Source organism: Amylibacter sp. IMCC11727 (genome assembly GCF_029854195.1).
Taxonomy (GTDB): Bacteria; Pseudomonadota; Alphaproteobacteria; order Rhodobacterales; family Rhodobacteraceae; genus Amylibacter.
This window is the reverse complement of sequence record NZ_CP122960.1, coordinates 343,871-366,832: the sequence shown is the minus strand read 5'-3', so window position 1 is coordinate 366,832 and position 22,962 is coordinate 343,871. Positions and strand designations below refer to the sequence as shown.

The window sequence follows — 22,962 nt, the reverse complement described above, 5'->3', positions numbered from 1 at the left end:
ACGCGAAAAGTGAGCCGAGAAATACCCCGCCAGCTTCGCCAACACACGGCGGCCTGTACGGGGCTGTTACTCGTTACTCACTTTACGCGTGAGTCACTTTTCGCACCCTAACGCGACGATTCTGTGATCCAAATGGGGCAAGAAAGGGGTCTTTTCGCGCCGCAATTTCGACGCATATTTACTTGCCTTTAACATTTACACGGCCCAAACTCCGATCATGAACATGCACACAGTGACCAAATTTCCTGCTGGCAAAGCTCCGGATGCGATCCACTTTCATCGCACAGAACTTGGTCCGATCATTTCACTCTATGGCCGTATGGTGGCCGCAGGCGAATGGCGTGATTATGGCATCAGTGCCCTGCGCGACGTCGCGGTCTTCTCGATCTTTCGCCGCACAGCCGAACACGCGCTCTACCGCATTGAAAAACGCCCAAAACTGGCGGGCAAGCAGGGTATGTACTGCATTATCGGTATGGATGGCCGTATCTTGAAACGCGGCAATGATCTGAAAACCGTGCTGCGCGTGTTGGAACGCAAACTCATCCGCGCAATTGACTAGGGGCGTCTGATCGACGTCACCTCTTTGCCTTCTGCTTGCATTATTCGCGCTTTAACCACATCCAGTGGCTCCAGCGTGGTCGCCATGTGGTGTCCGTTGGCGTGAACGAAGGTGTCCCTATCCACCATCATGCCAACATGGCCTTTCCAAAACACCAAATCACCGCGCTGCGCTGGCCCGTCAGCAGGGGCAAAAAACGCCTCTTGCTGATCACTGTCGCGCGGACAATCCCGTCCCGCAGCTCGCAAAGCGGCATGCACCAGCCCCGAACAATCAAGCCCCCAATTGCTGTCCCCGCCCCAAAGGTATGGCACACCCAAGAAACGCAGTGCCGTAGCAGCTGTATCATCCTCGTGGGTGTCAATTTCCTGCACTTGCTGCACGGGGATATATCCATCCCCAACGCGCCAGAAACCATCAGCCTGATCCGATGCCTGCATCACTGCCCCAAACGGCAGCGCCATTACCGGCGTCGTCTTGATAGATCGCGTTGGATAAATGTGCGCACCCAAAGTCACGACACGGTGGGTCGGTGCGGTTTGATCCTGCAACTGGTCCTGCCTAACGTACCCAACAAAGCCGCTGGGCACCGCAAAGCCGAACGCAAATCCGTCTTGATAATCCAGCACACAAAACCGTTCGCCATAGATCAACTGCCGATCCAATACCCCATTCGGCGCCACCAGCAAATCCGCGACCGACGCGGCAACTGATTGTGCCTGCCCATCCACGAACGCAACACCGTCAACCTGCCCTTTTAGACTGGCATGTGCCACGGTCCCATTGCACCGAAAGTCACGCCGATCCATCACTTGGCCGCCCTCGCTTCGATCACTTCAAGCATGGCGCGGGCCGACATACAGGCCCCGCCTTTCGTCCGTCCAGGTTTTGCGCTTGGGGTCCAACCATAGATATCCAAATGCACAAAATTTGCAGTGTTTTCCACAAAGCGACGCAGGAACAGTGCCGCCGTGATCGACCCTGCAAACCCACCCGCAGGCGCATTGTCGAGGTCTGCCACATCAGGTTCAATCATCCCTTCATACGCTTCCCAAAACGGCATCCGCCACAAAGGATCAGCCACCGCAGCGCCCGCTGTTGCGATCTCGGCGGCGAGCGTATCATCATCGGTATAGTACGGCATTACATCTGGCCCCAGCGCCACACGCGCAGCCCCCGTAAGCGTTGCTTTGCACACCAACAGATCAGGGGTTTCTTCATCCGCCAAGGCCAGCGCATCCGCCAAAACCAACCGTCCCTCGGCGTCCGTGTTGTTAATCTCGACAGTCAAACCTTTGCGTGATGTCAGCACGTCCTGCGGACGAAACGCCCCTGCGGAAATCGAATTTTCCACCGCAGGCACAATCACGCGCAATCGCACCCGAATGCCAAGCGTCATAATCATATGCGCCAAACCCAGCACGGTTGCCGCGCCGCCCATATCCTTTTTCATCAATCCCATGGACGCCCCAGGTTTGATGTTCAAGCCACCCGTATCAAAGCAAACGCCTTTGCCCACCAACGTTATCTTTGGGGCAGTGTCGTCCCCCCAAACCATATCAAGCAAGCGCGGCGCCTGATCGGATGCTCGCCCTACTGCATGCACCATCGGAAAGTTCTGCGCCAACAGATCATCCCCACAAATCGCTTGTGCTGTTGCGCCATGTTCCTGCGCAACCTTTAGGAACGCCGCCTCCAACGCTTCTGGTCCCATGTCCGATGCAGGAATGTTGATCAGATCACGGGTCAGGAAATCCCCTGCCACAATCGCTTCTATCCGTGCAGCATCCACACCCTGTGGCGCAACCAACCGCGCCTTGGGAGCTGACTTCTTTTTGTAGCGATCAAAGACATAACCAGACAACAACCACGCCAAAGCAGCCTCGTTCAGCGCGTCATCTTCTAAACCTGAAGCAATGGCATAAACCCCTTCGGGCAGTTTGACCGCGGCGTACCCAAAATGCAGCCGATCCCTTGTGCGCGTTTTCTCTGTGCCCCAACCGACCAACGCCCGTGAAATACCGCTCCCCGATGGCACACACAGCACTTGGCCCAATTTGCCTGTAAACCCATTCGCCTTTGCCCACGCAACAGTTTCAGGCGCGGCCTGTTGTTCAAAGGTTTCAAACTGATCTGAGGCAATCACATCAATTGGGATTGCGGCATCTGTTGGGGCGGCGAATTGGGCTGACATAAGGACCTCCTTGCGGTTTGCCACACGCTACTCTCATTCCTTTGGCGGGTTAAATGCCTTTTTCGCGTTTTACGAAATTCCATGCGAACATCACTCACATTTCCCAACCCACACCTTACCAAACCCTTAACGCCGACACGTCTATTTGGACGTGTCGGCGTTAAAGGAAAATTAACCAAACAAGCGCGATGCAAGCCCGCGCCGTTTGGCGCATTCAGTTTAATCGTTGGGTAAAGGCGCAGGTGTCGGGGGATCATTCAGGATCGTGACATCGCGGCGTGGGAACGGAATTTCAATCTCGTTTTCCTTCAGCGTATCCCACAGCGCCAAATATACATCCCCCCGCACATTGGTCAGGCCAGCGGTGCTGTCACGGATCCAAAACCGCAGCGTAAAATCAATGCTGCTATCCCCAAAGTTTACAATGTGACACACGGGTTTTGGAATCTTTACCACGCGTGACACTTGTAATGGCGCCTCGGACGCCAGCTTTTTCACCATGTGGGGATCACTGTCATAGGCCACGCCAAACTTAATTTCCAAACGCACCAGATCGGATGAATGGGACCAGTTGATCACTTGGCTGGTGATGAAATCTTCGTTCGGGATCAGATATTCGCGCCCATCGCGCGTCAAAACAGACGCATAGCGCGCGCCCAATTGCGTGATCCAACCAAACGTCCCATCAAGGGAAATCACATCCCCAGGCTTAATGGATTTATCCAGCAGAATGATCACACCCGACACAAGGTTCGACACGATTTTCTGCAAGCCAAACCCGATACCCAGACCAATCGCACCCGACAACAGCGCCAGATTGCCAATATCAAATCCAACCACGCGCAAACCAATCAGGAACGCAATCGTATAGAGACCCAATTGCAAGGCCTTGTTCATCAGAACACGGATCGACGGCGACATATCCTCGATCCCGTTGATCCGCCGTGATCCGATTTTCGATAGGAAACTGGCCACCACAAACAGCACCGCCAACGACACAACCGCCACCAAGACGGTCAGCATCGAAACCCGTGTGCCCCCAGTATCAAGCGCGATGGTATCCAGTGCATTGGCTGCCGTTTCGCGCAGGCCAAAAATCTCCAGCACCACAAATATGCCGACCAGCCATCGCACAACAGATCGCGCCGATTTGGAACGGATCAACCGCGTGGTCACAACCACCACCAGCCACCACATCGCCAGCGTCGCGGCAATGGTCACGAAATAGGATCGGCTCGGCCAAGTCATTTCGCGCATCACGAACACAACGGTCCACGACAACACTACAAACACCAGCAGCCACATCCACTTCGTCAGAACGGAACAGAACCGCAAAAACCACTTTGGCAGCCCATTTGATGCGCCAAGTGCTGCACGCACCCGTGGGCGATAATATTGGGCGATACACCACGCCACAAAGATCACCCCAAGAATGATCATCAACTGATACGCCGACCACGGTTGCATCAAACGCGTGGCCAATTTGTCAAACATATCCAAAACAATAGCAGATTGCTCCGCTACCGTTGGCAGCTCAGCCACGGGCTCCGTGCTTTCGGGTGGTGTCACTGTTTCGGTACTTGGTTTTGTTTCGTCTTCGTCCACGGGCCTGCTCTCATTATTTTCCTACAGGATAACGCATTTTCCACATTTGATAAGGGGCATTCCTCTCACACCGTCCCCCCTTGCGAGAATCCCTACCACACGGTATGCCCTGCCCATGATGATCAGATTCACAATGGATGACCGCACCCGCCTGCCGTGGCGTTTCCACGGCGGCCTCGTTGCGCGCATCACAGGGCTATCGGCGTAATTCCTTTACGCCCCTAAACTCACAGCCAAAATTTCCAGCCGGAGGATACAAAATGTCCGCACCTAAAACACTCTATGATAAAATCTGGGACGCCCATGTTGCCCACGAAGCCGAAGACGGCACATGCCTGCTCTACATTGACCGCCACCTCGTTCACGAAGTGACCTCACCCCAAGCATTCGAAGGTCTGCGCATGGCGGGCCGCACAGTGCGCGCTCCTGAAAAAACAATCGCTGTGCCAGATCACAACGTGCCAACAACACTGGATCGCGCCAACGCCGAAACCATGACCGAAGACAGCCGCATCCAAGTAGAGGCGCTGGACAAAAACGCCAAGGAATTTGGCCTGCACTACTATCCGGTGAACGACGTACGCCAAGGCATCGTCCACATCGTTGGCCCAGAACAAGGCTGGACTTTGCCAGGCATGACAGTTGTTTGCGGTGACAGCCACACCGCCACCCACGGCGCATTTGGCGCATTGGCGCATGGCATCGGCACATCCGAGGTAGAACACGTTCTGGCCACGCAAACGCTGATTCAGAAAAAATCCAAAAACATGAAAGTCGAAATCACGGGCTCTTTGCGTCCAGGCGTTACAGCCAAGGATATCACCATGTCCGTGATCGGTGTCACAGGTACAGCTGGCGGCACAGGATATGTGATCGAATATTGTGGCCAAGCCATTGAAGAACTGTCCATGGAAGGGCGCATGACTGTCTGTAACATGGCGATTGAGGGCGGCGCACGCGCTGGCCTGATCGCCCCTGACGAAAAGACGTTCGAATACTGTAAAGGTCGCCCACACGCCCCCAAAGGCGCCGAATGGGAAATGGCTGTGACAGCTTGGAAAGAGCTTTACACAGACGAAGGCGCACACTTTGACAAAGTCATCACTCTCAAGGGCGAAGACATTGCACCATCCGTTACATGGGGCACCTCGCCAGAAGACGTGCTGCCCATTGATGCGGTTGTTCCATCCCCCAGTGATTTCCCAGAAGGCAAATCCGAAGCGGTGGCTCGCTCGCTCGATTATATGGGCCTGACACCAGGGTCTAAACTGTCAGACATTGAAATCGACACCGTGTTCATCGGCTCCTGCACCAACGGCCGCATCGAAGATTTGCGTGCCGCAGCTGAGGTTCTGAAAGGCAAAAAGATTAAGGACGGCATGCGCGCCATGATCGTTCCAGGCTCTGGCCTTGTCCGCGCCCAAGCCGAAGAAGAAGGCCTTGCCGACATCTTCAAAGAGGCTGGTTTTGAATGGCGTATGGCGGGCTGTTCCATGTGCCTTGCCATGAACCCCGATCAGCTGTCCGAAGGTGAACGCTGCGCGTCGACCTCCAACCGCAACTTTGAAGGCCGCCAAGGCTACAAAGGCCGCACCCACCTCGTGTCCCCCGCCATGGCCGCCGCCGCAGCGGTAACGGGTAAACTCACAGACATCCGTGAATTCGGTTAAGGAGAGATCAGATGGAAAAATTCGAAAACGTATCGGGCGTCGCTGCCCCAATGCCGCTGGTCAATATCGACACCGATATGATCATCCCAAAGCAGTTCCTGAAAACCATCAAACGCTCGGGCCTTGGTGCGAACCTGTTTGATGAAATGCGCTTTAACCGCGATGGATCAGAAATCGCAGATTTCGTTCTAAACAAACCTGCTTATCGCTCTGCCGAAATTCTGGTGGCTGGCGATAACTTTGGTTGTGGCTCATCCCGCGAACACGCCCCTTGGGCGCTCAAAGATTTTGGCATCAAGGTTGTGATCTCAACATCTTTTGCAGACATTTTTTATAATAACTGCTTTAAAAATGGCATCCTTCCCGTGGTTCTGCCCAAGGAAGCCGTTGATGTTTTGATGGAAGACGCAGAGCGCGGTGAAAACGCACGCATTTCCGTGGATTTGGAAAACCAAACCGTTTCCTCCACCGATGGAACCGAGTTCTCTTTCGAAGTGGACGCCTTTAAAAAGCATTGCCTTGCCAATGGCTTAGATGACATCGGCCTGACAATGCAAAAGGAAAAATCCATCGACAGCTTTGAGGCAACCTACGCCGCAAAGACGCCTTGGGCCTAAATCCGCTCACACACTATATATAGATATGGCCACGGTTAAATGTGGCCATATTGTGGTGGTGCAGGATTACTACAGCACCGCCCCAAAACCCTCTGATTCCTAACAATTTTATCCATCTTGTCTTGATCGAGAATCCAATTTCGGTTTCATTAAGGCATAAATAAGGCTTAGGCCTATACAAAAGCCCAGCACGAACTGGGCGAGAGGATGAGAGCAGTGTTGACGAGGCTTGCAGGCGCGTCCGTAAGGGCCGCCCTAGTTGCCGCAATGATTGTATTGCCGGCGATTGTATTACCCGAAATATCCCCCAATGCGGCGGATCTTGCGATTTTGTCGGCGGCGATTGCTGCGGCTTTTGTTGTGTTTGAATACGGCTTCACCACACCCAGCCTGATCGAATTCCGCTTTGCCGCACCCTACAACCGTATCCGATTTGCGTTGCTGGCATTGCTATTAACGGCCATCGCATTTGCGTTCCGTGGCACCGTCGAACAAACGGCAACCACCATTGCCGTGTCATCCTTTGCCGTCACCAGCGCAAACATCTGGGAATTTTCTGGCAGTCCGCTCGTCTTCTTTAATGCTCTGACTCAAGAGCTGGAAACCGAAGGCCGCATCTTGCTTTCAAACGCCGCTGCTTTGGCGCTGTCTATCACGCTCTTGGCATTGATCCTGTTCAGCACTGTTATTTGGATGTTCCATTGGCCGCTAAAGGCCAAGAACTTTAACCTTTGGGTGAACATGCCAAATTTTGACAGCAACATTGACGACGAAACCCAACAAACTCTGCGCCAATCCGCATTGGTAAGCATGGTCATCGGGCTCAGCTTACCGTTCTTGATTCCACAGGCCGCGCTGGTCTTTATGGGCCCGCTACAACCGATCACGGCCACCAACTCGCTCCTTCTTTTGTGGATGATCGCTATTTGGTGCTTTGTCCCAGCCGCGTCTATCCTGCGATCTGTAGCACTTTATAAAGTGGCAAATCTGGTGGGTCAGATGAATTTGGAACAGGAACAGGACACATAATGTTTCGTTGGGTCCTGATCACAGCTTTCGTCTGGGTCAGCACCGCTCTTCACGCTGAACCCGTGCGCATCGCAACCTTCAACGCGTCACTCACCCGCAAAGGTCCGGGCCTTTTGCTGCGGGATATTCAACAGCTTAACGATCCCCAAATCCGCAATGTAGTTGCCATCATTCAAACGGTGCGCCCTGACATTTTGCTGATCAACGAACTGGATCACGATTACGAAAACCTCGCGCTGATCGCGTTTCTTGATCTGCTGGCCCAAGACATCGGTGATCGAAAGGGTATTCGATACCCCTACACCTATGCACCGCCACAGAACGTGGGCCTGCCCAGTGGCATGGACATGAACGGCGATGGCAAACTTGGTGGTCCCGCCGATGCCCACGGGTTTGGCAATTTTCGCGGCCAATATGCCATGGCTCTTGTGTCGCGCTATCCCGTTCTCTTGGCAGAGACGAAGGATTTTTCTGACATCCTGTGGAAAGACGTTCCCGATACGGATTTGCCGCGCAATGCGGATGGATCCCTGTTTCCCACAGACGCCGCCGCGAACAGTTTGCGCCTGTCGTCCAAGGGACACTGGGATGTGCCCATCGCCTTGCCAACAGGGGATACGCTACACATCCTAGCATCCCATCCCACACCCCCCGTTTTTGATGGACCAGAAGATCGCAACGGCAAACGCAACCGCGCCGAGATTCTGTTTTGGGATCGCTACATCCGCGACACATTTGATGCGGATGCAAGATTCGCAATCCTTGGCGATCTGAACGCCGATCCAAATGATGGGGACGGCAGCCACGACGCCATTCAAACCCTACTCACCGCTGGCTACGTGACGGACCCAGAACCCCGATCAAGCGGCGGTGCAATTGCGGCGCAAACCCAAGGTGGCGCAAACAACAACCACAAAACCGACCCTGCCACCGACACCGCCGATTGGCGTGACAAAGGTGGCCCTGGAAACCTGCGCGTGGATTATGTGCTTCCATCCACAGCCCTCAACGTGACAGGGGCCGGCGTCTTTTGGCCAGCCCCTGATGAATTAGGATATGAATGGATCGGGTCAGACGGTCGCGCGTCCTCCGATCATCGGCTGGTCTGGGTTGATCTGGAATGATGCGGCAGTCAGCACCGCCTCTTCCATCGGTGTTTCCACAAAATCGGGCAACAGCTTACGCAAAGCAGATCCGTCCATCTGATGCGGTTTATTCCACAGATACCGCATTTCGATGATTGGCCGCGCCAGCTTCCAAAACGGTATCAGCAGATACAGCGGCCACCAACTCATCTGCCCTGCATTTACCCCCAGAATCTTCGCCATCCGCTGCCCGCTCATCGTGTACCCTTCATAGTTCAGCGTGGTAAACACAGGCAGCTCTGCCCGTCTTTCAGCCAGCATCACAAACGCACGGCACATATCTGGTAAATACGCCCAAGACCGTGGGATATCCGTGGGCCCGGGGTAGGCGAACTTCCCTTTAGACAGGTTCTTAACAATGATCCTATCAAACCAATTGCCCGATGGAACGGTATCCAGAAAATCCCCTGCGCGCAGAATAATTGTACGCACGCCACTGGCTTTGAAGGTGGCTTCCATTTCCGTGCGAATGCGCCCCAATGGATTTGTCGCGGCGTGCGGTGTGTCTTCGTTCCATACGGCAGGTGCGTCTGCGCCATACACATACACATTGCCTGGGATCAACACTGTGGCCCCTGATCGCTGCGCCGCGTCAATCACCCGCGCGGTCAGCACGGGCACGTCTTTGGCCCACAATTCATAAGACGGATGCCAGCCCTGCACGATAACGTCCACACCATTCACTGCGGTGAGCAAATCATCCGTTTTGCGATCGAATCGCCGCACGGCCCACCCTGCATTTTCAAAAGCCAACGCCATGTTGCGCCCAAATTTACCCGTCGGGCCAAGGATTAAAGCAGTTTGTGTCATATCGTTTCCTTTCCAAAACTGTCTAACCCAAACCTATTCAATCCAATTTTGTATAGAAATTCCCATAACTTGCATTTTGACTATACAAAAATGTATAAAGTAAACATGCAAACTTTCGATTGGACCCTTCTGCAAAGCTTTCTGTCCGTGGCCGAAACGGGCAGCTACTCCGCCGCGGCGCGTGCAATAGGGCGCAGTCAGCCCACCATTGGGCGCCACATTGAACAGCTGCAAACCCAGCTGGGCGCGGTGCTGTTTCAACGGGCCACCTCTGGCTATACCCTTACGCCAACGGGCACTGCGCTGGTGGATCACGCACGCACTATGCAAGCGGCGGCCGCAAAAATCAGCCTGATCACCGAAGGCCAAGCCGAGGAGCTACGCGGCACAGTCCGCGTCACCGCATCCGAAATTGTCGCCACATACATTCTGCCCGAACTCTTGGCAGAGCTGCTGGACCAAGAACCCGAATTACAAATCGAACTGGTCGCCACCAATTCCAGCGAAAACCTGTCCATGCGCGAAGCCGACATCGCCGTGCGCATGGTCCAACCTGACCAACAAGACTTGATCGCCCGCAAACTTGGCGAGATCGAAATCGGCCTGTTCACCGCGCAACCCTATCTGGATCGCAAGGGAACACCCAAAGGTCTCGAAGACTTCGCTGACCACATTGTTTTGGGTTACGACAAATCCGATCTGATCATTCGCGGCATGGCGGAATTTGGCATGCAGGCCAAACGCGAAGATTTCGCCTTTCGCATCGACAACCAAGTCGCCTATTTGGAGGCCATCCGCGCAGGCGTCGGCATCGGCGCATCCCAACGCCGCCAAGCGGAGCGATATAACCTGATCGAGGTCATGCCAGAACTCAAGCTCCCCTCTCTCCCTGTCTGGCTCGCCGCCCACACAGAATTGCGCACCTCCGCCCGCGTCCGCCGCGTGTTTGACTTTCTGGCGGATCATTTGCCCGCACGGTTGTGATTTTAAGTATTTGGGGAACATTGAAACGCAGATCGCTTGACCCTATGACCCGCGCGACTTAGGACACGGTGGATATTTTTGAAAAGGACACGGGACCATGAACACTCCATCAATGTTGATCTTGCCAGGGGACGGAATCGGCCAAGAGGTCATGACCGAAGTACAGCGCGTCATCGAATGGTTCGGCGATAAACGTGACATGAAATTTGACGTGTCCGAAGACCTCGTCGGTGGCGCAGCCTACGATGCACACGGCACACCTTTAGCCGACAGCACCATGGCCAAAGCACAAGAGGTCGACGCAGTTCTGCTCGGCGCTGTAGGTGGCCCGAAATACGACGATTTGGATTTCTCAGTCAAACCAGAACGCGGCCTGTTGCGGTTGCGCAAGGAAATGGATCTGTTTGCGAACCTGCGCCCTGCCCAGTGTTTTGACGCCTTGTCCGATTTCTCATCTCTGAAACCAGAGCTGATCTCTGGCCTCGACATCATGATCGTGCGCGAACTGACATCTGGTTCTTACTTCGGCGAACCGCGCGGCATCTTTGAAGAAGACGGCCAACGCGTTGGCATCAACACTCAGCGCTACACCGAAGCAGAAATCGACCGCGTGGCCCGTTCCGCATTCGAACTGGCCCGCAAGCGCAACAACAAAGTCTGCTCCATGGAAAAAGCCAACGTCATGGAAAGCGGCATCCTCTGGCGCGAAGTGGTGACGGCCGTTCACGAAGCTGATTACGCCGATGTGGAACTGTCCCACATGTACGCCGACAACGGCGCGATGCAGCTGGTCCGCGCCCCGAAACAATTCGACGTGATCCTCACGGACAACCTGTTTGGCGATATCCTGTCTGATTGTGCGGCGATGCTCACAGGCTCACTTGGTATGTTGCCGTCTGCTTCACTCGGCGCGCCGATGGAAAACGGCCGCCCGAAGGCGATGTACGAACCCGTCCACGGCTCCGCCCCAGATATCATGGGCCAAGGCAAAGCCAACCCCTGCGCCTGTATCCTGTCTCTCGCCATGGCGCTGCGCTACTCCTTTGACCAAGGCGAAGAAGCCACGCGTCTGGAATCCGCTATCGAAAAAGTGCTCGCCAAAGGCATTCGCACAGGCGATCTGATGCAAGCGGATGGCGGCAAACCTGTCTCTACTTCAGAAATGACAGACGCCATCATCGCAGAGCTGCAATCCAGCCTGTAATTTTTCCTGACACAATCTTTCAAAGCAAAAGGGGGGCATAGCTTCCCCTTTTATGAATTTTGTAAATATTTATGACAAAAATTTCTCTAGACAGACGACCTACATATTGTGTAGTTCCTATTTCGTTCTCACTACACATATAAAATATCAAAGTTTACTAAGGAAATTGCCAGTTTTCATCACGGAAACAGTCAAAAGAGAATTGTCATGATTGTTGACAGATATCAAATTATAGTCATATATCTATGACAAGCGCCAAGTAGAGCGCACCAAGCGAGGCGAGCATAACCATCTAGCTTGGAGGCTTAAAATGAATATGAATAAAAACGAGCGTCCCCGTTCCATTCCGGATCGGATTTTCAAGGGCGTCATTTTCACGGCAGCGGTGTGTACGATTTTTGCAACTGTATACGGAGTGATTTATGTCGGTTGATTCTTCACAGCAAAACACGGCAAAAGCAGCGACTTCATTTCGCGAAATAATGAGCGACTTGATGCATCAAAAACGTCTGACGCAGGCGCAATTGGCGTTCAAGTGCGACATTAGTCAATCATATCTGAGTAGAATTGAATCTGGTAGTCGTTCTTTATCAGAAAAGTTGGCCGAAAAAATTGCTGGTCCACTTGGTGTCAAATCCGATGTTCTTCTTGCAGTGTTTAACGAATTGGAAGCAGGTTCCCAAAATACCCATCAATTTTTTATGGAACGTCTTTTGGGGAAGAAAAAGAACGAAGATTTTCTGGGGAAACGGGTCCGGCAATTACGTCATGATGACATCTTAGAAGTGTTTGGCAACAATCCAAGCGGCTCCTACGAGTTTAGAGGGAAATCTGAAGAAGTCGAAATCACCAATTTCGACCCAGACTTTTTGGAGGTTTCAAGTTACGATACGAGAGCCCACGGCATCGCAAGAATAGATGAAAATGGCGAGCGTGAATTTATTGAATCTGAGAAAGAGGTTGTGATTCCAGCTGGAGAGACTGTTTTAGTCAAAATTTTTGAGGAAATTACTTTCCCAAGTTGGCTTGAAGCGGAATTGGCTCCAGCTTCCAATATCGCAACGAAAGGATTGTTTGTTTCTCATGGTCCATTGATTGATCCTCTATTCAATGGAAGACCTATAGTGGTTAGTGTGCTTAATCCAACAAAAGAAAACCAAGTTATTTCAAGAAATGAGAGTTTTATGACTCTTCGGTTTTGGATAGCCGAAATTTAGTCATAAAACATGACACAACGGTCAGCGCACTTTTGCACCCGTCGCTATGGTCTGTGGGGCAGCATTTGTTTCGGCAATACCAAACCCTGCGGCCGCCTTATATTTGGCCGCATGGGCAGCCAGCTCTGCTTTGGGGATCACATCTTCGATGTCGTCGAACACCCCGCCGCAGCGTTCTTCGACCACACCTAAAATCGAATCTGGCCCCGACCCACGGTTCATCAAAACCACTTTGGATGCCGGCGGTAACATCTTTGCTTCATAGGCCTGCAAGGCCGCTGCATTCACCCCGTGATCCAGAAACGCCACGCCCAACTGCCGCGCATCAATAATTGCAGAACCAGCACCATTTGATCCAACGGGATAGGCCGCATGCGCCGCATCTCCCATCAGCGTCACATGTCCATCGGTCCATGTTTCAATCGGATCGCGATCCACCATTGGGTATTCATACACTGCTTTCGCGCCCTTAATCAGCGCGGGGATGTCAATCCATTCCGCTTGTAAGGCCGCCATTTGGGGCAGAAAATCATCCAAGTTCGCCTTCAGGTTCCAGTCTCCGCGCTCCCCTGCATCCCCGGGAACAAACTTCAACTCCGCAATCCAATTGATTGTGGCCAAACCTGTTTTTGGATCTGCTGCACTAATGGGATAAGACACAAACCGTACATCATTGTTTCCGATCATCACCATCGACGCGCCGCTTTTGAACGGCTTGGCTTGTGTTGTGCCGCGCCACAAAACATGCCCTGCCCAATGCGGTTCACCCTGATCTGGTTGCATCTGTTTGCGAATGGCTGAATGGATTCCATCCGCCCCAATGGCCACCGCACCCTCTGCCTGTTTTTGGGAAGCATCCCGATGTGTCAGATGCAACACCGCCCCATCTGCTGTGTTTTCAAACCGTTGTACCGACCAACCTGTTTCCACACATTCCGCTCCCGCCCGTTCAATCAGCGTGCGGTGCAACATCATGTGTAATTCGCCTCGATGCACTGAATATTGCGGCCAGTTATATCCCGCCCAGGTGCCCCGCGGCTCCAGCCAAACTTGCCGACCGGATTTCGAATACATTCCATAATCGCGGGTCTTGACCCCAATCTTGGGCAAAGCGTGTTCCAGCCCCAAATCATACAATTCGCGCACCGCAGTGGGCTGCAAATTGATACCCACGCCCAGTGGTTTGATCTCGGGCACGGCTTCGAACACTTTGAACGGCACACCAATTTGATGGCAGGTCAGACCCAACGCCAATCCCGCGATGCCCCCACCTGCAATCAATACCGTCATGTGTCTTTCCTGTTTAAACCGCCGTAAAACGTTGTTGAATCTGATGGGCAATCTGATCGCGCACCAAACGATACTGGTTCAGCTTTGCTTCACGATTATCGCCAAATCCGCTGGGGTCCATTGTTTGCCAATACTCCACCTCAAGCGAATAAAACCGCGTGTATTCCAGTGCGCGGCGTTGCGCTGCGGGGGACAAGGCCACGATCAGGTCATAGCTGTCCAGATCATCACCCCATTCCATCAGATCATCAAAAGATCGCGTGCGATGGCGGGACAATTCCACGCCCACTTCGCGGCAGACATTGATCGCAAATCCATCGATTTCCATGTCCCCTTTCACCCCCGCCGATTGCACAAAAATCGACGTGCCCACATGCTGCTTTAACAACCCTTCGGCCATCGGCGACCGAATCGAGTTGTGGTCACAGGCAAACAGGACCGATTGGGGTTGAAACAGCTCGCTCATATCATCCGCGCATGTGCAAAACGCAGATCAAGGTGAACAGTCGTCGCGCGGTCGGCATGTCTGTTTCGATCTTACCGTCCAGCCGCTCCAACAACTGGCGCGAACCTTCATCGTGAATGCCGCGCCGCCCCATATCAATCGCCTCGATTTGGGCGGGAGGCAGCTTTTTCACTGCATCAAAATAGCTTTCGCAAATTTGAAAGTAATCCTTAATCACCTGCTTCAACGGTGACACAGACAGATGAAATTCCGATGCGGGCGATCCATCTTCGGTGCGCACATCACAGACCACACGGCGATCCTTGATCGACAACATCAACCGATACGGCCCCTCTGGCACAGGTTTATCCCCTCGCTGAACCAGACCGAACACGTTTTCTTCCATCAGATCGAACAACGCCACTTTACGCTCCCGCTCCACTTCTGGTGTGGGGGCGGGTAAACCACGATCGTCCAGTTCAACATGGATCAGTTTCGACATCTCAGCCATCACTCAGTACCTTCATTTAATTGCTCGAGTCGCGCTCGAACCGACAGGCCATGGGCCTGCAAACTTTCTGACTTTGCCAACGTTTCCGCCGCCGGCCCAATCGCCCGCAATGCCGCTGGCGTCATTTGTGCCAATGTCGTTCGCTTCATAAAATCGAGCACATTAAGCCCAGAAGAGAACCGCGCCGACCGCGCCGTTGGCAACACATGGTTTGGTCCACCGATGTAATCACCAATCGCTTCGGGCGTCCACGCCCCAATGAAAATCGCACCCGCATGGCGGATTTTCTTGGAATAGGCCTCGGCGTCCGCAACACATAACTCCAGATGTTCAGGTGCAATCCGATCCGACAGCGCGGCGGCCTCGTCCAAATCCTTAACCAAAACCACAGCCCCGAAATCCCGCCAGCTTGCCCGCGCAATATCGCGCCGCTCCAGCGTTTCGAGCGCGGCCTCAACAGACGCCACAACCGCTTCGCCAAATGCCGCATCATCCGTGATCAAAATCGACTGCGCACTTTCATCGTGTTCCGCTTGGCTCAGCAAATCCATCGCGATCCAATCAGGATTGTTATCTTTATCCGCGATCACCAAAATCTCGGACGGACCCGCAATCATATCAATGCCCACGGTCCCATACACCCGCCGTTTCGCCGCCGCCACAAACGCATTGCCTGGCCCTGTAATCTTATCCACCTTGGCAATCGTCTGCGTGCCATAGGCCATCGCGCCCACTGCTTGCGCCCCGCCGATACGGTAAACTGTTTCTACACCCGACAATCGTGCCGCCAGTAACACCAAAGGGTTCACCTCTCCGCGCGGGGTCGGCGCACAAATGACCAGATTTTCCACCCCTGCCACGCTGGCAGGTATCGCATTCATCAATACGCTCGACGGGTAACTCGCCAGCCCACCTGGCACATACAGGCCCGCCGCCTCAACAGGGGTCCAACGCCACCCAAGCTGTGCGCCGCTGTCATCTGTCCACCAAGCATCTTCTGGAACTTGCCGTTCGTGATAGGCCCGAATACGATCCGCCGCCAACTCCAACGCGTCCCGCTCTGCGCTCGGAACTGTTTCAATCGCCGCATCAATCTCTTCGCGGGTAAACGCCAACGTGTCTGCTGTCAGGTCCAGCTGATCAAACTTCGCCGTCAGCTCAATCACTGCCGCATCGCCACGGTCCCGAACATCCGCAAGGATGTCCGCCACAACAGCATCCACATCCGCGTCAGACTCCCGCTTCATATGAAGCAAGCCCTCGAATGCAGCGGCAAAATCAGAATCAGAACTGTTCAGAAAAATCGGCATGTGGTGTCTCCTGCCACGGTCTTACCCGCGCACAGGCACAGGCTCAAGCAGGATGCGAAGGAACCTTACCAGACGGCGCGATATAAGGCCGCGTCACATCGGCCAACGTCACCTCCACACATTCTACATCGAGCGCAATTGCACCATCACCAGCCAGTGTCAGCACAACCGTACCCGCTCCATCCTCGCCTGCTTCAAACGTCATGGACAGCACAGAAATCACCTGCTCTTTGTCTTTCAGGTCCAGCCCCGAAGACCGCACCTTCAACACACTATCAAACACAACAACCGCTTGCACGCGTTCCACAGCCCGTTTTGACGCCGCCGCAGCATCGACGTCTTCCCAACGAAACCGATTGGCCAGCAGTCCAAACCGCTGCTCGCCTGCTTGAAACTGCATTTCGGATACTGGCAAAACCGCATCTTGCAGCACCGCAGAAATCGCCACCAAATCTTCGGAATCTTGTGCCTTTAGGCGCAGCGGTTTCTCGGCTCCATCTTCAAAACGTGCATCATCAACCATCAGTCAGAAACCCGTTCTATGTGTGCGCCGATGCCGCTGAATTTGCGCACAACTTTTTCGTATCCACGATCAAGGTGATAGACACGGCTGACAATCGTTTCGCCTTCTGCGGCAAGGCCCGCGAGGATCATCGAAACAGACGCCCGCAGGTCAGTCGCCATCACAGGCGCGCCCTTCAACTGATCCACACCATGCACCGTGGCTGTGCCACCAGAAACCTCAATATTCGCACCCATGCGCGTCAGTTCTGGCGCGTGCATGAATCGGTTTTCAAAGATGGTTTCTTCCAACACAGACGTACCTTCTGCCGTACACAACAACGCCATCATCTGCGCTTGCAAATCGGTCGGAAAGCCAGGGAAAATCTCGGTTTTAACATTCACCGCTTTAACCCGTGAGCCCTTGTTCTTTACCTTCAAACCCGTGGCGGTTTCAGTGACAGAAATGTCAGCCTCTTCCAGCTTGTCACAAAACGCATCCAAAAGATTGCGCCGCCCACCAAGCAGTTCGACCTCACCCCCTGCAATGGCAGGGGCCAGCATATAAGTTCCAAGCTCAATGCGATCCGTCACAACAGGATGCGTCGCACCATGCAATCGGTCTACACCCTGAATTTCAATGCGGCTTGTGCCTTCGCCTTCGATCTGCGCACCCATCTTGCGCAGACATTCCGCCAAATCCACAATCTCTGGCTCTTTGGCCGCATTCTCGATCACAGTCGTGCCTTTGGCCAAGGTCGCCGCCATCAAAATATTCTCGGTCGCCCCAACAGACGCAAACCGCAATGGCACAACGGCTCCTTTCAACCCACCAGATGTCTTGGCGTGCAGATACCCGTCCTTCAACTCAATCGTCGCGCCCATTTTTTCCAGCGCATCGGTGTGAATATCCATCGGCCGCGCCCCGATGGCACAGCCCCCTGGCAAGGACACAACCGCATGGCCCATCCGCGCCAACATTGGCCCCAGAACAAGGTTCGACGCCCGCATTTTACGAACAATATCGTAATGCGCCACGTGGTTGGTAATCTCTTTCGTGCCCAGCGCCTGAACCGTACCATCCTGCAAACCCGCCACTTCCGTGCCAAGCGAGGCCAACAATTCCGCCATCGTTTTGATATCAGACAACCGCGGCGCATTGGTCAGCGTCAACGGCTCCTCGGACAACAACGTGGCAGGCATCAACGTCAAACACGCGTTTTTCGCCCCCGCAATTGGAATTTGCCCATTCACGGGGCCATTCCCCTTAACGATAATGCTGTCCATACGCGCTGCCCTTTAAGTCTCTTTATCCGCGTCGCTGATGCGTCCGCGTGTTTGTTGTTTTCGACGTTGCAAATTCTCACGCAATTGCTTGCGCAACCGTTCCGCCCGTTCAGCGGCTTTCTTTTCTTTTGGGGACATCTGAGCCCCCTTATCTGCTTGCGTCTTGCCCATGCAGACGTCTGTACATCACACTTGCCAGAACGTCTAGTTTACGCTTGCATATGCACGCATTTCCGCTAAAACCGCGCCATTCTAGGACGCTGCCGTAGCTCAGGGGTAGAGCACTCCCTTGGTAAGGGAGAGGTCGGGAGTTCAAATCTCCCCGGCAGCACCACAGAGCAAGTCGCCAAACTTGCTCGCGTCATCCACCCAACTTCGCATAGCGGCAGGTGTTTCGCAGAAACTCTGAGAGCGTCTGAGCGCTGCCCGACAGATGTTTGGAACAAAAATCAAGAGCCCACACCTCTTGCGCCACACGGTTCGCACTCGTATCCAATCAGCATGAACGTCCTGTCCTTCTTCCTAAACCTCCCCATCATCCTGATAATCACGGCCTTTATCGCCCCAACCGTTATCGAAAACCAAACTTTTTCAGGTCGCGTCACATGGGTCAGCGATGGGGACACGTTCAAAATGTCAGAACACCGCTGGGCCATTCGCATCTGGGGCATTGACGCTGCCGAACGCGACACGCCCAAGGGGAAAGCCGCGCGCGCATTTGTCACCAATCTCATCAAAGGCAAACGCCTAAACTGCGATCTTGTCGTGGTCGACAAATACAAACGCACTGTGGCCACCTGCTATCTCGGTGGCAAAGACATCGCACCAATGATCCTCGATGCCGGTCACGCTGAAGAATACTGCAGCTTCTCTAACGGCTATTATGGTTATTGTTGAGCCTGCGGCGCTTTCCACAGCGCCCCAAACAGCATTACCGCCGCGATCCAATCCGCAGCCATGATGCCAAACAGCGCCATACGTGTCAGCCCCGTCTGCCCCATGCCAGCCCCCATCGCGTAAACGCCGCCGATCATGGCCAGCAGAAACGCGATGTGTGCCAGCCAGCGCATGCCCCGTTGCAGGCCTGCACCGATGACAAACCACATAACCGCGCCGACGATCATCGGCACCAAAAATCCACCGCCAGACACAGCGATGACCACGATGTGCAATACCGCCGATACCAGCAGAACCAATGCTGCCAAACGAAACGGGCTTTGGGATTGTTCCATATCTCTTACTCCTCTGGGCAGGGCATATTGGCCGCGCCCCACAGCAAAACGTCATTGGCATGTTCTTGCACCGAATAGGGTGCTGGCTCTCGGCCACCGCCGGGCTTCCACGCCCAGTGCAATACCACATCATGGCCCAAATGGCTGGCGATTTCTTCGAATGTGCGCCCACCGTTGGTCTCTGGATTGCGCAGTTGCGCGCAAATCTCGGCAGAACCTTTGCCAAACCATGCCGCCTCGGGTGGAGCCAACCGCCAGTCACCATCAACCCCTGGGGGCGTATGCGGTTCGTCCGAAGCAGTGCCCACATGACAGGTAGAACATAACAACGTTTCCACCCCAATACGGCTCTCCCCTGCGCGAATGTTCATGCCATGGGGTCGCGCCTTGCCATAGGTCGGGCCAGACCACATGGGCCGATCGCTCTCGCCCACATGACAGTTCGCACAACGGGGGTGCGACACCACCTCATACATCCGCGCCCATGCCTCAAGACCCTGCGCCTCTGACACATTTTCAGGCACAACAATATCAATCTCTTCGGCCTGCGCGACAGGCGCAGCCATCAAAAGAGCGGCAAGAATTGCTTTAATTTTCATGCCCAACCTCAAACAAAATCGATGAATTTGTTGAAAGGCATTTCACGCAACCGCTGCCCTGTGGCCGCAAAAATCGCATTGCCCAGCGCAGGGGCCGCAGGCGGCACAGGCGGTTCGCCAATCCCACGAATTTGCGCCTGATTTTCCAACCCCTTCACCGTGATATCTGGGCATTGGTACAACCGCATCGCCTCATGCGCGTGATAATTTTCCTGCTCCGCCATCCCATCAGCATAGGTGATCTCACAGTTCATCGCATGGCCAAGACCATAGACAACGCCACCTTGCACGAGGTTTTCAAAGTTGATCGGGTCCACCACGGTGCCCACATCCGCAGCCACCCAAACCTTATCAATCTTGATGCCAGCGTCGGTGTTGGTCACTTCAATAACCTCTGCGGTCGGCACACCGAAACTCTCAACAAAGGCAACGCCGCGGCCCTTGTTCGGCCCCAACTCCCCGCCCCAAGAGGACATTTCAGCAACCGCTTCCAGCACTTTGCGAGACACAGGGTCGGCCATCAAACGAATGCGCTCCTCCATCGGATCAGCGCCCGCCTGATGGATCAATTCATCAAGAAATGTGTCAAAGAAAAAGCCAGCCGCTGGCGCTCCGACGGACCGCCAAGAAGACGTCGGCGCGAGCTCTGCGGCGCGAAATGCACACATGCGGAAGTTTGGAATGCCGTAAGGATTGTTCCAAGACCCCGCCGCAATCTGTGAATCAGGCCCCGCCGCTGGAATATTCGCCCGCCCCATCTGCGAAGAAATCACCGAGGGTGCCGCAATATTCAGATCAAGTGCCACAACTTTTCCGTCCGCAACCGAGCCCTTCGCCCGCCCCATCGCAATATGGCGTGGGAAGTCATGTGCGAAATCCTCTTCGCGGCTGTATGTTAGTTTTACAGGCGTGCCGCGCATCTGGTTTGCGATCTCGGCGGCCTGTTTGATGTGCTCAAACTCCAACCGATGGCCAAAACTGCCGCCCATATATTGGTTGTGCAAAATCACCTGATCCTGCGCATGCCCCGTGACACCACCCACAATCAGCTGCAACTGACGCTGAACTTGGTGGCCTGTCCACACCTCAACCGCGTCATCCGTCACGCGAATAATGGCGTTGAGCGGTTCGAGCGGCGCATGCGCCACGTAAGGGGAACGATACTCCGCCTCAATCACATCCTCGCCGCCAATCTTGGTTTCAACATCACCGTCATTGCGCCATTCACGATCCAGCTTTTCTGGCCCAAAACTTTCGGCCAATGCCGCCCAATGATCTGTCTGCTCCGCTGGATAGGGGGCCTTACCCCATGTGACATCAATCGCATCCACCGCTTGAAACGCCCGCCAAGTATTGTCGGCGACAACAGCCACACCACCCGTGATGTCCAGAACATTGGACACTCCCCGCATCTTTTTCGCTTCGGTCGCATCGTACCCTTCGATCGATCCACCCTGGCGCGGGTTGGTGCGCACGGCGGCATAAACCATGCCGTCCACTTCAATATCAATGCCGTAAGGCAGCGTGCCCGTGGACTTGCCCACAATATCCAACCGCTGCATCGGCTTCCCGATCAACCGCCATTCGCTTGGGTCGCGCAGCGTTACATCCATCACTGGATCAAGCGTTGCCGCTTCCGCCGCCAAATCCGTATATTTGATCGACGTACCATCTGGCAAAATAACCGCCGCCGCTTTCGTCTTTAGCTGATCAACAGGCACGCCCGTGCGTTGTGATGCGGCCAGTTTCAGGGTCTCACGCGCCACTGCACCCGCTTTGCGCAGCTTGTCGAAACTGTCAGGAATGGTGGTCGATCCACCCGTGCCTTGCAGCCCGATCAGTTTCGTCAAACCGCCCATCATAGACCGCATAGTTTCCGCTGTTGCAGACTGATCCGTGGCTGCAAACGGGGCCAATTCTCCCCCCATCGCTGTGTTCCAATAAGCCGCATCAGGTTTGCCAAAACTGGTTTCAAACTGCCCCAGCTCCAGATCCATCTCCTCCGCGATCAAGGCCGCCTGGGAAGAGACAACACCCTGCCCTTTGTCCCCATGCGGCGTGATCAGTGTGATGGTCTCCCCATCAATCCGCACCCACGGGTTAAAACTCGCTTCCCCATCCCCCAGATCAGCTAGGTTCGGGTTCGCATTCGGGCTGTTCACCGCATAAACGCCAAAGGCCACGCCACCCACAACGGCAGCAGACCCAATTAAAAATGCACGACGACCAATTGTTCTCAACTTGCCCATGATTATGCCTCGTTCAGTTTTTTGGCTGCGGATTTAACGGCGGCGCGAATGCGCGGATAGGTCCCGCACCGACACAGGTTCGCGGACATGGCCGCGTCAATATCGGCATCCGTCGGCTCGCTGTTAAAATCGAGGAAGGATGCGGCTTGCATGATCTGCCCAGCCTGACAGTACCCACATTGCGCCACCTGATGTTCGACCCACGCTTCTTGAACCGCGTGCATCGCGGCGGGTGTGCCCAATCCTTCGATGGTTGTGATTTCCCCGTCTACATCGCCCACATTGATGGAACAGGATCGCACCGCAGTGCCGTCCACATGCACCGTACAAGCGCCGCACTGGGCAATGCCACATCCGTATTTCGGCCCTGTGATCTTGAGCTCGTCGCGCAGCGCCCACAACAGCGGCATCTCGGGTTCAACATCAAGCGTGTGCTCGGTTCCGTTCACGGTTAGCTTCATCACAAAATCCTCCATCTGCGGTGTGGCGTGGCTTCAAGAT

25 protein-coding genes and 1 tRNA gene are annotated in these 22,962 nt (G+C 54.3%); 11 read left to right on the top strand and 15 right to left on the bottom strand.

Annotated features, from left to right (window positions below; genetic code table 11):
- Nucleotides 1–217 precede the first annotated feature (217 nt).
- Nucleotides 218–562, top strand: coding sequence for a DUF2794 domain-containing protein (locus QBD29_RS01950; protein WP_280099656.1), 345 nt, complete (start codon nt 218–220; stop codon nt 560–562).
- Here QBD29_RS01950 and QBD29_RS01945 read toward each other — a convergent pair.
- From QBD29_RS01945 to QBD29_RS01935, 3 genes are all read right to left on the bottom strand, one after another.
- The gene (locus tag QBD29_RS01945; protein ID WP_280099655.1) at nt 559–1,371 is read right to left on the bottom strand and encodes an NlpC/P60 family protein; all 813 of its coding nucleotides are present in this window, start codon (nt 1,369–1,371) and stop codon (nt 559–561) included. The genes QBD29_RS01950 and QBD29_RS01945 overlap by 4 nt on opposite strands.
- Entirely contained in the window at nt 1,371–2,756 is a 1,386-nt protein-coding gene (locus tag QBD29_RS01940; protein ID WP_280099654.1) for a leucyl aminopeptidase family protein, read from the bottom strand. The genes QBD29_RS01945 and QBD29_RS01940 overlap by 1 nt, the downstream gene beginning before the upstream one ends.
- 219 nt (nt 2,757–2,975) lie before the next feature.
- A complete protein-coding gene (locus QBD29_RS01935; protein ID WP_280099653.1) occupies nt 2,976–4,361 on the bottom strand; it encodes a mechanosensitive ion channel domain-containing protein in 1,386 nt (461 codons plus the stop codon).
- Nucleotides 4,362–4,621: 260 nt separating this feature from the next.
- Here QBD29_RS01935 and leuC point away from each other — a divergent pair, with 260 nt between their 5' ends.
- The 4 genes from leuC to QBD29_RS01915 all read left to right on the top strand — a co-directional run bounded on the left by leuC (nt 4,622) and on the right by QBD29_RS01915 (nt 8,801).
- Nucleotides 4,622–6,031 carry a 3-isopropylmalate dehydratase large subunit gene (gene leuC, locus QBD29_RS01930; protein WP_280099652.1) on the top strand — a complete coding sequence of 470 codons (1,410 nt, stop codon included), beginning with the start codon at nt 4,622–4,624 and terminating at the stop codon, nt 6,029–6,031.
- Between the two features lie 11 nt (nt 6,032–6,042).
- Nucleotides 6,043–6,648, top strand: a complete 606-nt coding sequence (gene leuD, locus QBD29_RS01925) for a 3-isopropylmalate dehydratase small subunit (RefSeq protein ID WP_280099651.1) — start codon at nt 6,043–6,045, stop codon at nt 6,646–6,648.
- A gap of 267 nt (nt 6,649–6,915) precedes the next feature.
- Nucleotides 6,916–7,677: a hypothetical protein gene (locus QBD29_RS01920; RefSeq protein ID WP_280099650.1), complete on the top strand. Its 762-nt coding sequence runs from the start codon at nt 6,916–6,918 to the stop codon at nt 7,675–7,677.
- A complete protein-coding gene (locus tag QBD29_RS01915; protein WP_280099649.1) occupies nt 7,677–8,801 on the top strand; it encodes an endonuclease/exonuclease/phosphatase family protein in 1,125 nt (374 codons plus the stop codon). The genes QBD29_RS01920 and QBD29_RS01915 overlap by 1 nt, the downstream gene beginning before the upstream one ends.
- Here QBD29_RS01915 and QBD29_RS01910 read toward each other — a convergent pair.
- Nucleotides 8,748–9,632 (bottom strand): epimerase, encoded by an 885-nt coding sequence (locus tag QBD29_RS01910; RefSeq protein WP_280099648.1) that lies wholly within the window; start codon nt 9,630–9,632, stop codon nt 8,748–8,750. The two genes, QBD29_RS01915 and QBD29_RS01910, sit on opposite strands and share 54 nt — an antisense overlap.
- Before the next feature lie 105 nt (nt 9,633–9,737).
- Between QBD29_RS01910 and QBD29_RS01905 the strand changes: the two genes are divergently transcribed.
- The 4 genes from QBD29_RS01905 to QBD29_RS01890 all read left to right on the top strand — a co-directional run bounded on the left by QBD29_RS01905 (nt 9,738) and on the right by QBD29_RS01890 (nt 13,037).
- On the top strand, nt 9,738–10,616 hold the full coding sequence (locus QBD29_RS01905; protein ID WP_280099647.1) for a LysR family transcriptional regulator: 879 nt from the start codon (nt 9,738–9,740) through the stop codon (nt 10,614–10,616).
- Nucleotides 10,617–10,713: 97 nt separating this feature from the next.
- A complete protein-coding gene (gene leuB / locus QBD29_RS01900) occupies nt 10,714–11,820 on the top strand; it encodes a 3-isopropylmalate dehydrogenase (protein WP_280099646.1) in 1,107 nt (368 codons plus the stop codon).
- A 310-nt stretch (nt 11,821–12,130) separates the two neighbouring features.
- Nucleotides 12,131–12,253: a hypothetical protein gene (locus QBD29_RS01895; RefSeq protein WP_280099645.1), complete on the top strand. Its 123-nt coding sequence runs from the start codon at nt 12,131–12,133 to the stop codon at nt 12,251–12,253.
- Nucleotides 12,243–13,037, top strand: coding sequence for a helix-turn-helix domain-containing protein (locus QBD29_RS01890; protein ID WP_280099644.1), 795 nt, complete (start codon nt 12,243–12,245; stop codon nt 13,035–13,037). Before QBD29_RS01895 ends, QBD29_RS01890 begins: the two co-directional genes overlap by 11 nt.
- A 21-nt stretch (nt 13,038–13,058) precedes the next feature.
- Here QBD29_RS01890 and QBD29_RS01885 read toward each other — a convergent pair whose 3' ends face one another.
- Genes QBD29_RS01885 through QBD29_RS01855 form a run of 7 tightly spaced genes read right to left on the bottom strand, consistent with a single transcriptional unit; the run spans nt 13,059 to nt 18,519 of the window.
- Nucleotides 13,059–14,327, bottom strand: a complete 1,269-nt coding sequence (locus tag QBD29_RS01885; protein WP_280099643.1) for a flavin-dependent oxidoreductase — start codon at nt 14,325–14,327, stop codon at nt 13,059–13,061.
- A gap of 13 nt (nt 14,328–14,340) precedes the next feature.
- The gene (locus QBD29_RS01880; protein WP_280099642.1) at nt 14,341–14,793 is read right to left on the bottom strand and encodes a low molecular weight phosphatase family protein; all 453 of its coding nucleotides are present in this window, start codon (nt 14,791–14,793) and stop codon (nt 14,341–14,343) included.
- Nucleotide 14,794: 1 nt separating this feature from the next.
- Nucleotides 14,795–15,274, bottom strand: a complete 480-nt coding sequence (locus QBD29_RS01875) for a UPF0262 family protein (RefSeq protein WP_280101014.1) — start codon at nt 15,272–15,274, stop codon at nt 14,795–14,797.
- 8 nt (nt 15,275–15,282) lie between these two features.
- Nucleotides 15,283–16,593 carry a histidinol dehydrogenase gene (gene hisD / locus QBD29_RS01870; RefSeq protein WP_280099641.1) on the bottom strand — a complete coding sequence of 437 codons (1,311 nt, stop codon included), beginning with the start codon at nt 16,591–16,593 and terminating at the stop codon, nt 15,283–15,285.
- A 43-nt stretch (nt 16,594–16,636) separates the two neighbouring features.
- The gene (locus QBD29_RS01865) at nt 16,637–17,116 is read right to left on the bottom strand and encodes a DUF2948 family protein (protein WP_280099640.1); all 480 of its coding nucleotides are present in this window, start codon (nt 17,114–17,116) and stop codon (nt 16,637–16,639) included.
- Nucleotides 17,116–18,381 (bottom strand): UDP-N-acetylglucosamine 1-carboxyvinyltransferase, encoded by a 1,266-nt coding sequence (murA, locus tag QBD29_RS01860; protein WP_280099639.1) that lies wholly within the window; start codon nt 18,379–18,381, stop codon nt 17,116–17,118. The genes QBD29_RS01865 and murA overlap by 1 nt, the downstream gene beginning before the upstream one ends.
- A gap of 12 nt (nt 18,382–18,393) precedes the next feature.
- The gene (locus QBD29_RS01855; RefSeq protein ID WP_280099638.1) at nt 18,394–18,519 is read right to left on the bottom strand and encodes a hypothetical protein; all 126 of its coding nucleotides are present in this window, start codon (nt 18,517–18,519) and stop codon (nt 18,394–18,396) included.
- Nucleotides 18,520–18,640: 121 nt separating this feature from the next.
- Here QBD29_RS01855 and QBD29_RS01850 point away from each other — a divergent pair.
- Nucleotides 18,641–18,715, top strand: a tRNA-Thr gene (locus QBD29_RS01850).
- A 167-nt stretch (nt 18,716–18,882) separates the two neighbouring features.
- Nucleotides 18,883–19,278: a thermonuclease family protein gene (locus QBD29_RS01845; RefSeq protein ID WP_280099637.1), complete on the top strand. Its 396-nt coding sequence runs from the start codon at nt 18,883–18,885 to the stop codon at nt 19,276–19,278.
- Here the strand turns inward: QBD29_RS01845 and QBD29_RS01840 are convergent.
- From QBD29_RS01840 to QBD29_RS01825, 4 genes are read right to left on the bottom strand one after another with little or no spacing between them, the layout of a single operon-like run.
- Nucleotides 19,269–19,613, bottom strand: coding sequence for a hypothetical protein (locus QBD29_RS01840; protein ID WP_280099636.1), 345 nt, complete (start codon nt 19,611–19,613; stop codon nt 19,269–19,271). The two genes, QBD29_RS01845 and QBD29_RS01840, sit on opposite strands and share 10 nt — an antisense overlap.
- 5 nt (nt 19,614–19,618) lie before the next feature.
- On the bottom strand, nt 19,619–20,212 hold the full coding sequence (locus tag QBD29_RS01835) for a hypothetical protein (RefSeq protein WP_280099635.1): 594 nt from the start codon (nt 20,210–20,212) through the stop codon (nt 19,619–19,621).
- Between the two features lie 8 nt (nt 20,213–20,220).
- Nucleotides 20,221–22,461 carry a molybdopterin cofactor-binding domain-containing protein gene (locus QBD29_RS01830; RefSeq protein ID WP_280099634.1) on the bottom strand — a complete coding sequence of 747 codons (2,241 nt, stop codon included), beginning with the start codon at nt 22,459–22,461 and terminating at the stop codon, nt 20,221–20,223.
- Between the two features lie 2 nt (nt 22,462–22,463).
- Nucleotides 22,464–22,922 (bottom strand): 2Fe-2S iron-sulfur cluster-binding protein, encoded by a 459-nt coding sequence (locus QBD29_RS01825; protein WP_280101013.1) that lies wholly within the window; start codon nt 22,920–22,922, stop codon nt 22,464–22,466.
- Nucleotides 22,923–22,962: the final 40 nt, after the last annotated feature.

Coding starts and splice junctions, on each gene's coding strand:
- QBD29_RS01950 (WP_280099656.1), top strand. CDS start 218: ATGAACATGCACACAGTGACCAAATTTCCTGCTGGCAAAGCTCCGGAT.
- QBD29_RS01945 (WP_280099655.1), bottom strand. CDS start 1,371: ATGGATCGGCGTGACTTTCGGTGCAATGGGACCGTGGCACATGCCAGT.
- QBD29_RS01940 (WP_280099654.1), bottom strand. CDS start 2,756: ATGTCAGCCCAATTCGCCGCCCCAACAGATGCCGCAATCCCAATTGAT.
- leuC (WP_280099652.1), top strand. CDS start 4,622: ATGTCCGCACCTAAAACACTCTATGATAAAATCTGGGACGCCCATGTT.
- leuD (WP_280099651.1), top strand. CDS start 6,043: ATGGAAAAATTCGAAAACGTATCGGGCGTCGCTGCCCCAATGCCGCTG.
- QBD29_RS01920 (WP_280099650.1), top strand. CDS start 6,916: ATGATTGTATTGCCGGCGATTGTATTACCCGAAATATCCCCCAATGCG.
- QBD29_RS01915 (WP_280099649.1), top strand. CDS start 7,677: ATGTTTCGTTGGGTCCTGATCACAGCTTTCGTCTGGGTCAGCACCGCT.
- QBD29_RS01910 (WP_280099648.1), bottom strand. CDS start 9,632: ATGACACAAACTGCTTTAATCCTTGGCCCGACGGGTAAATTTGGGCGC.
- QBD29_RS01905 (WP_280099647.1), top strand. CDS start 9,738: ATGCAAACTTTCGATTGGACCCTTCTGCAAAGCTTTCTGTCCGTGGCC.
- leuB (WP_280099646.1), top strand. CDS start 10,714: ATGAACACTCCATCAATGTTGATCTTGCCAGGGGACGGAATCGGCCAA.
- QBD29_RS01895 (WP_280099645.1), top strand. CDS start 12,131: ATGAATATGAATAAAAACGAGCGTCCCCGTTCCATTCCGGATCGGATT.
- QBD29_RS01890 (WP_280099644.1), top strand. CDS start 12,243: ATGTCGGTTGATTCTTCACAGCAAAACACGGCAAAAGCAGCGACTTCA.
- QBD29_RS01885 (WP_280099643.1), bottom strand. CDS start 14,327: ATGACGGTATTGATTGCAGGTGGGGGCATCGCGGGATTGGCGTTGGGT.
- QBD29_RS01880 (WP_280099642.1), bottom strand. CDS start 14,793: ATGAGCGAGCTGTTTCAACCCCAATCGGTCCTGTTTGCCTGTGACCAC.
- QBD29_RS01875 (WP_280101014.1), bottom strand. CDS start 15,274: ATGTCGAAACTGATCCATGTTGAACTGGACGATCGTGGTTTACCCGCC.
- hisD (WP_280099641.1), bottom strand. CDS start 16,593: ATGCCGATTTTTCTGAACAGTTCTGATTCTGATTTTGCCGCTGCATTC.
- QBD29_RS01865 (WP_280099640.1), bottom strand. CDS start 17,116: ATGGTTGATGATGCACGTTTTGAAGATGGAGCCGAGAAACCGCTGCGC.
- murA (WP_280099639.1), bottom strand. CDS start 18,381: ATGGACAGCATTATCGTTAAGGGGAATGGCCCCGTGAATGGGCAAATT.
- QBD29_RS01855 (WP_280099638.1), bottom strand. CDS start 18,519: ATGTCCCCAAAAGAAAAGAAAGCCGCTGAACGGGCGGAACGGTTGCGC.
- QBD29_RS01845 (WP_280099637.1), top strand. CDS start 18,883: ATGAACGTCCTGTCCTTCTTCCTAAACCTCCCCATCATCCTGATAATC.
- QBD29_RS01840 (WP_280099636.1), bottom strand. CDS start 19,613: ATGGAACAATCCCAAAGCCCGTTTCGTTTGGCAGCATTGGTTCTGCTG.
- QBD29_RS01835 (WP_280099635.1), bottom strand. CDS start 20,212: ATGAAAATTAAAGCAATTCTTGCCGCTCTTTTGATGGCTGCGCCTGTC.
- QBD29_RS01830 (WP_280099634.1), bottom strand. CDS start 22,461: ATGGGCAAGTTGAGAACAATTGGTCGTCGTGCATTTTTAATTGGGTCT.
- QBD29_RS01825 (WP_280101013.1), bottom strand. CDS start 22,922: ATGAAGCTAACCGTGAACGGAACCGAGCACACGCTTGATGTTGAACCC.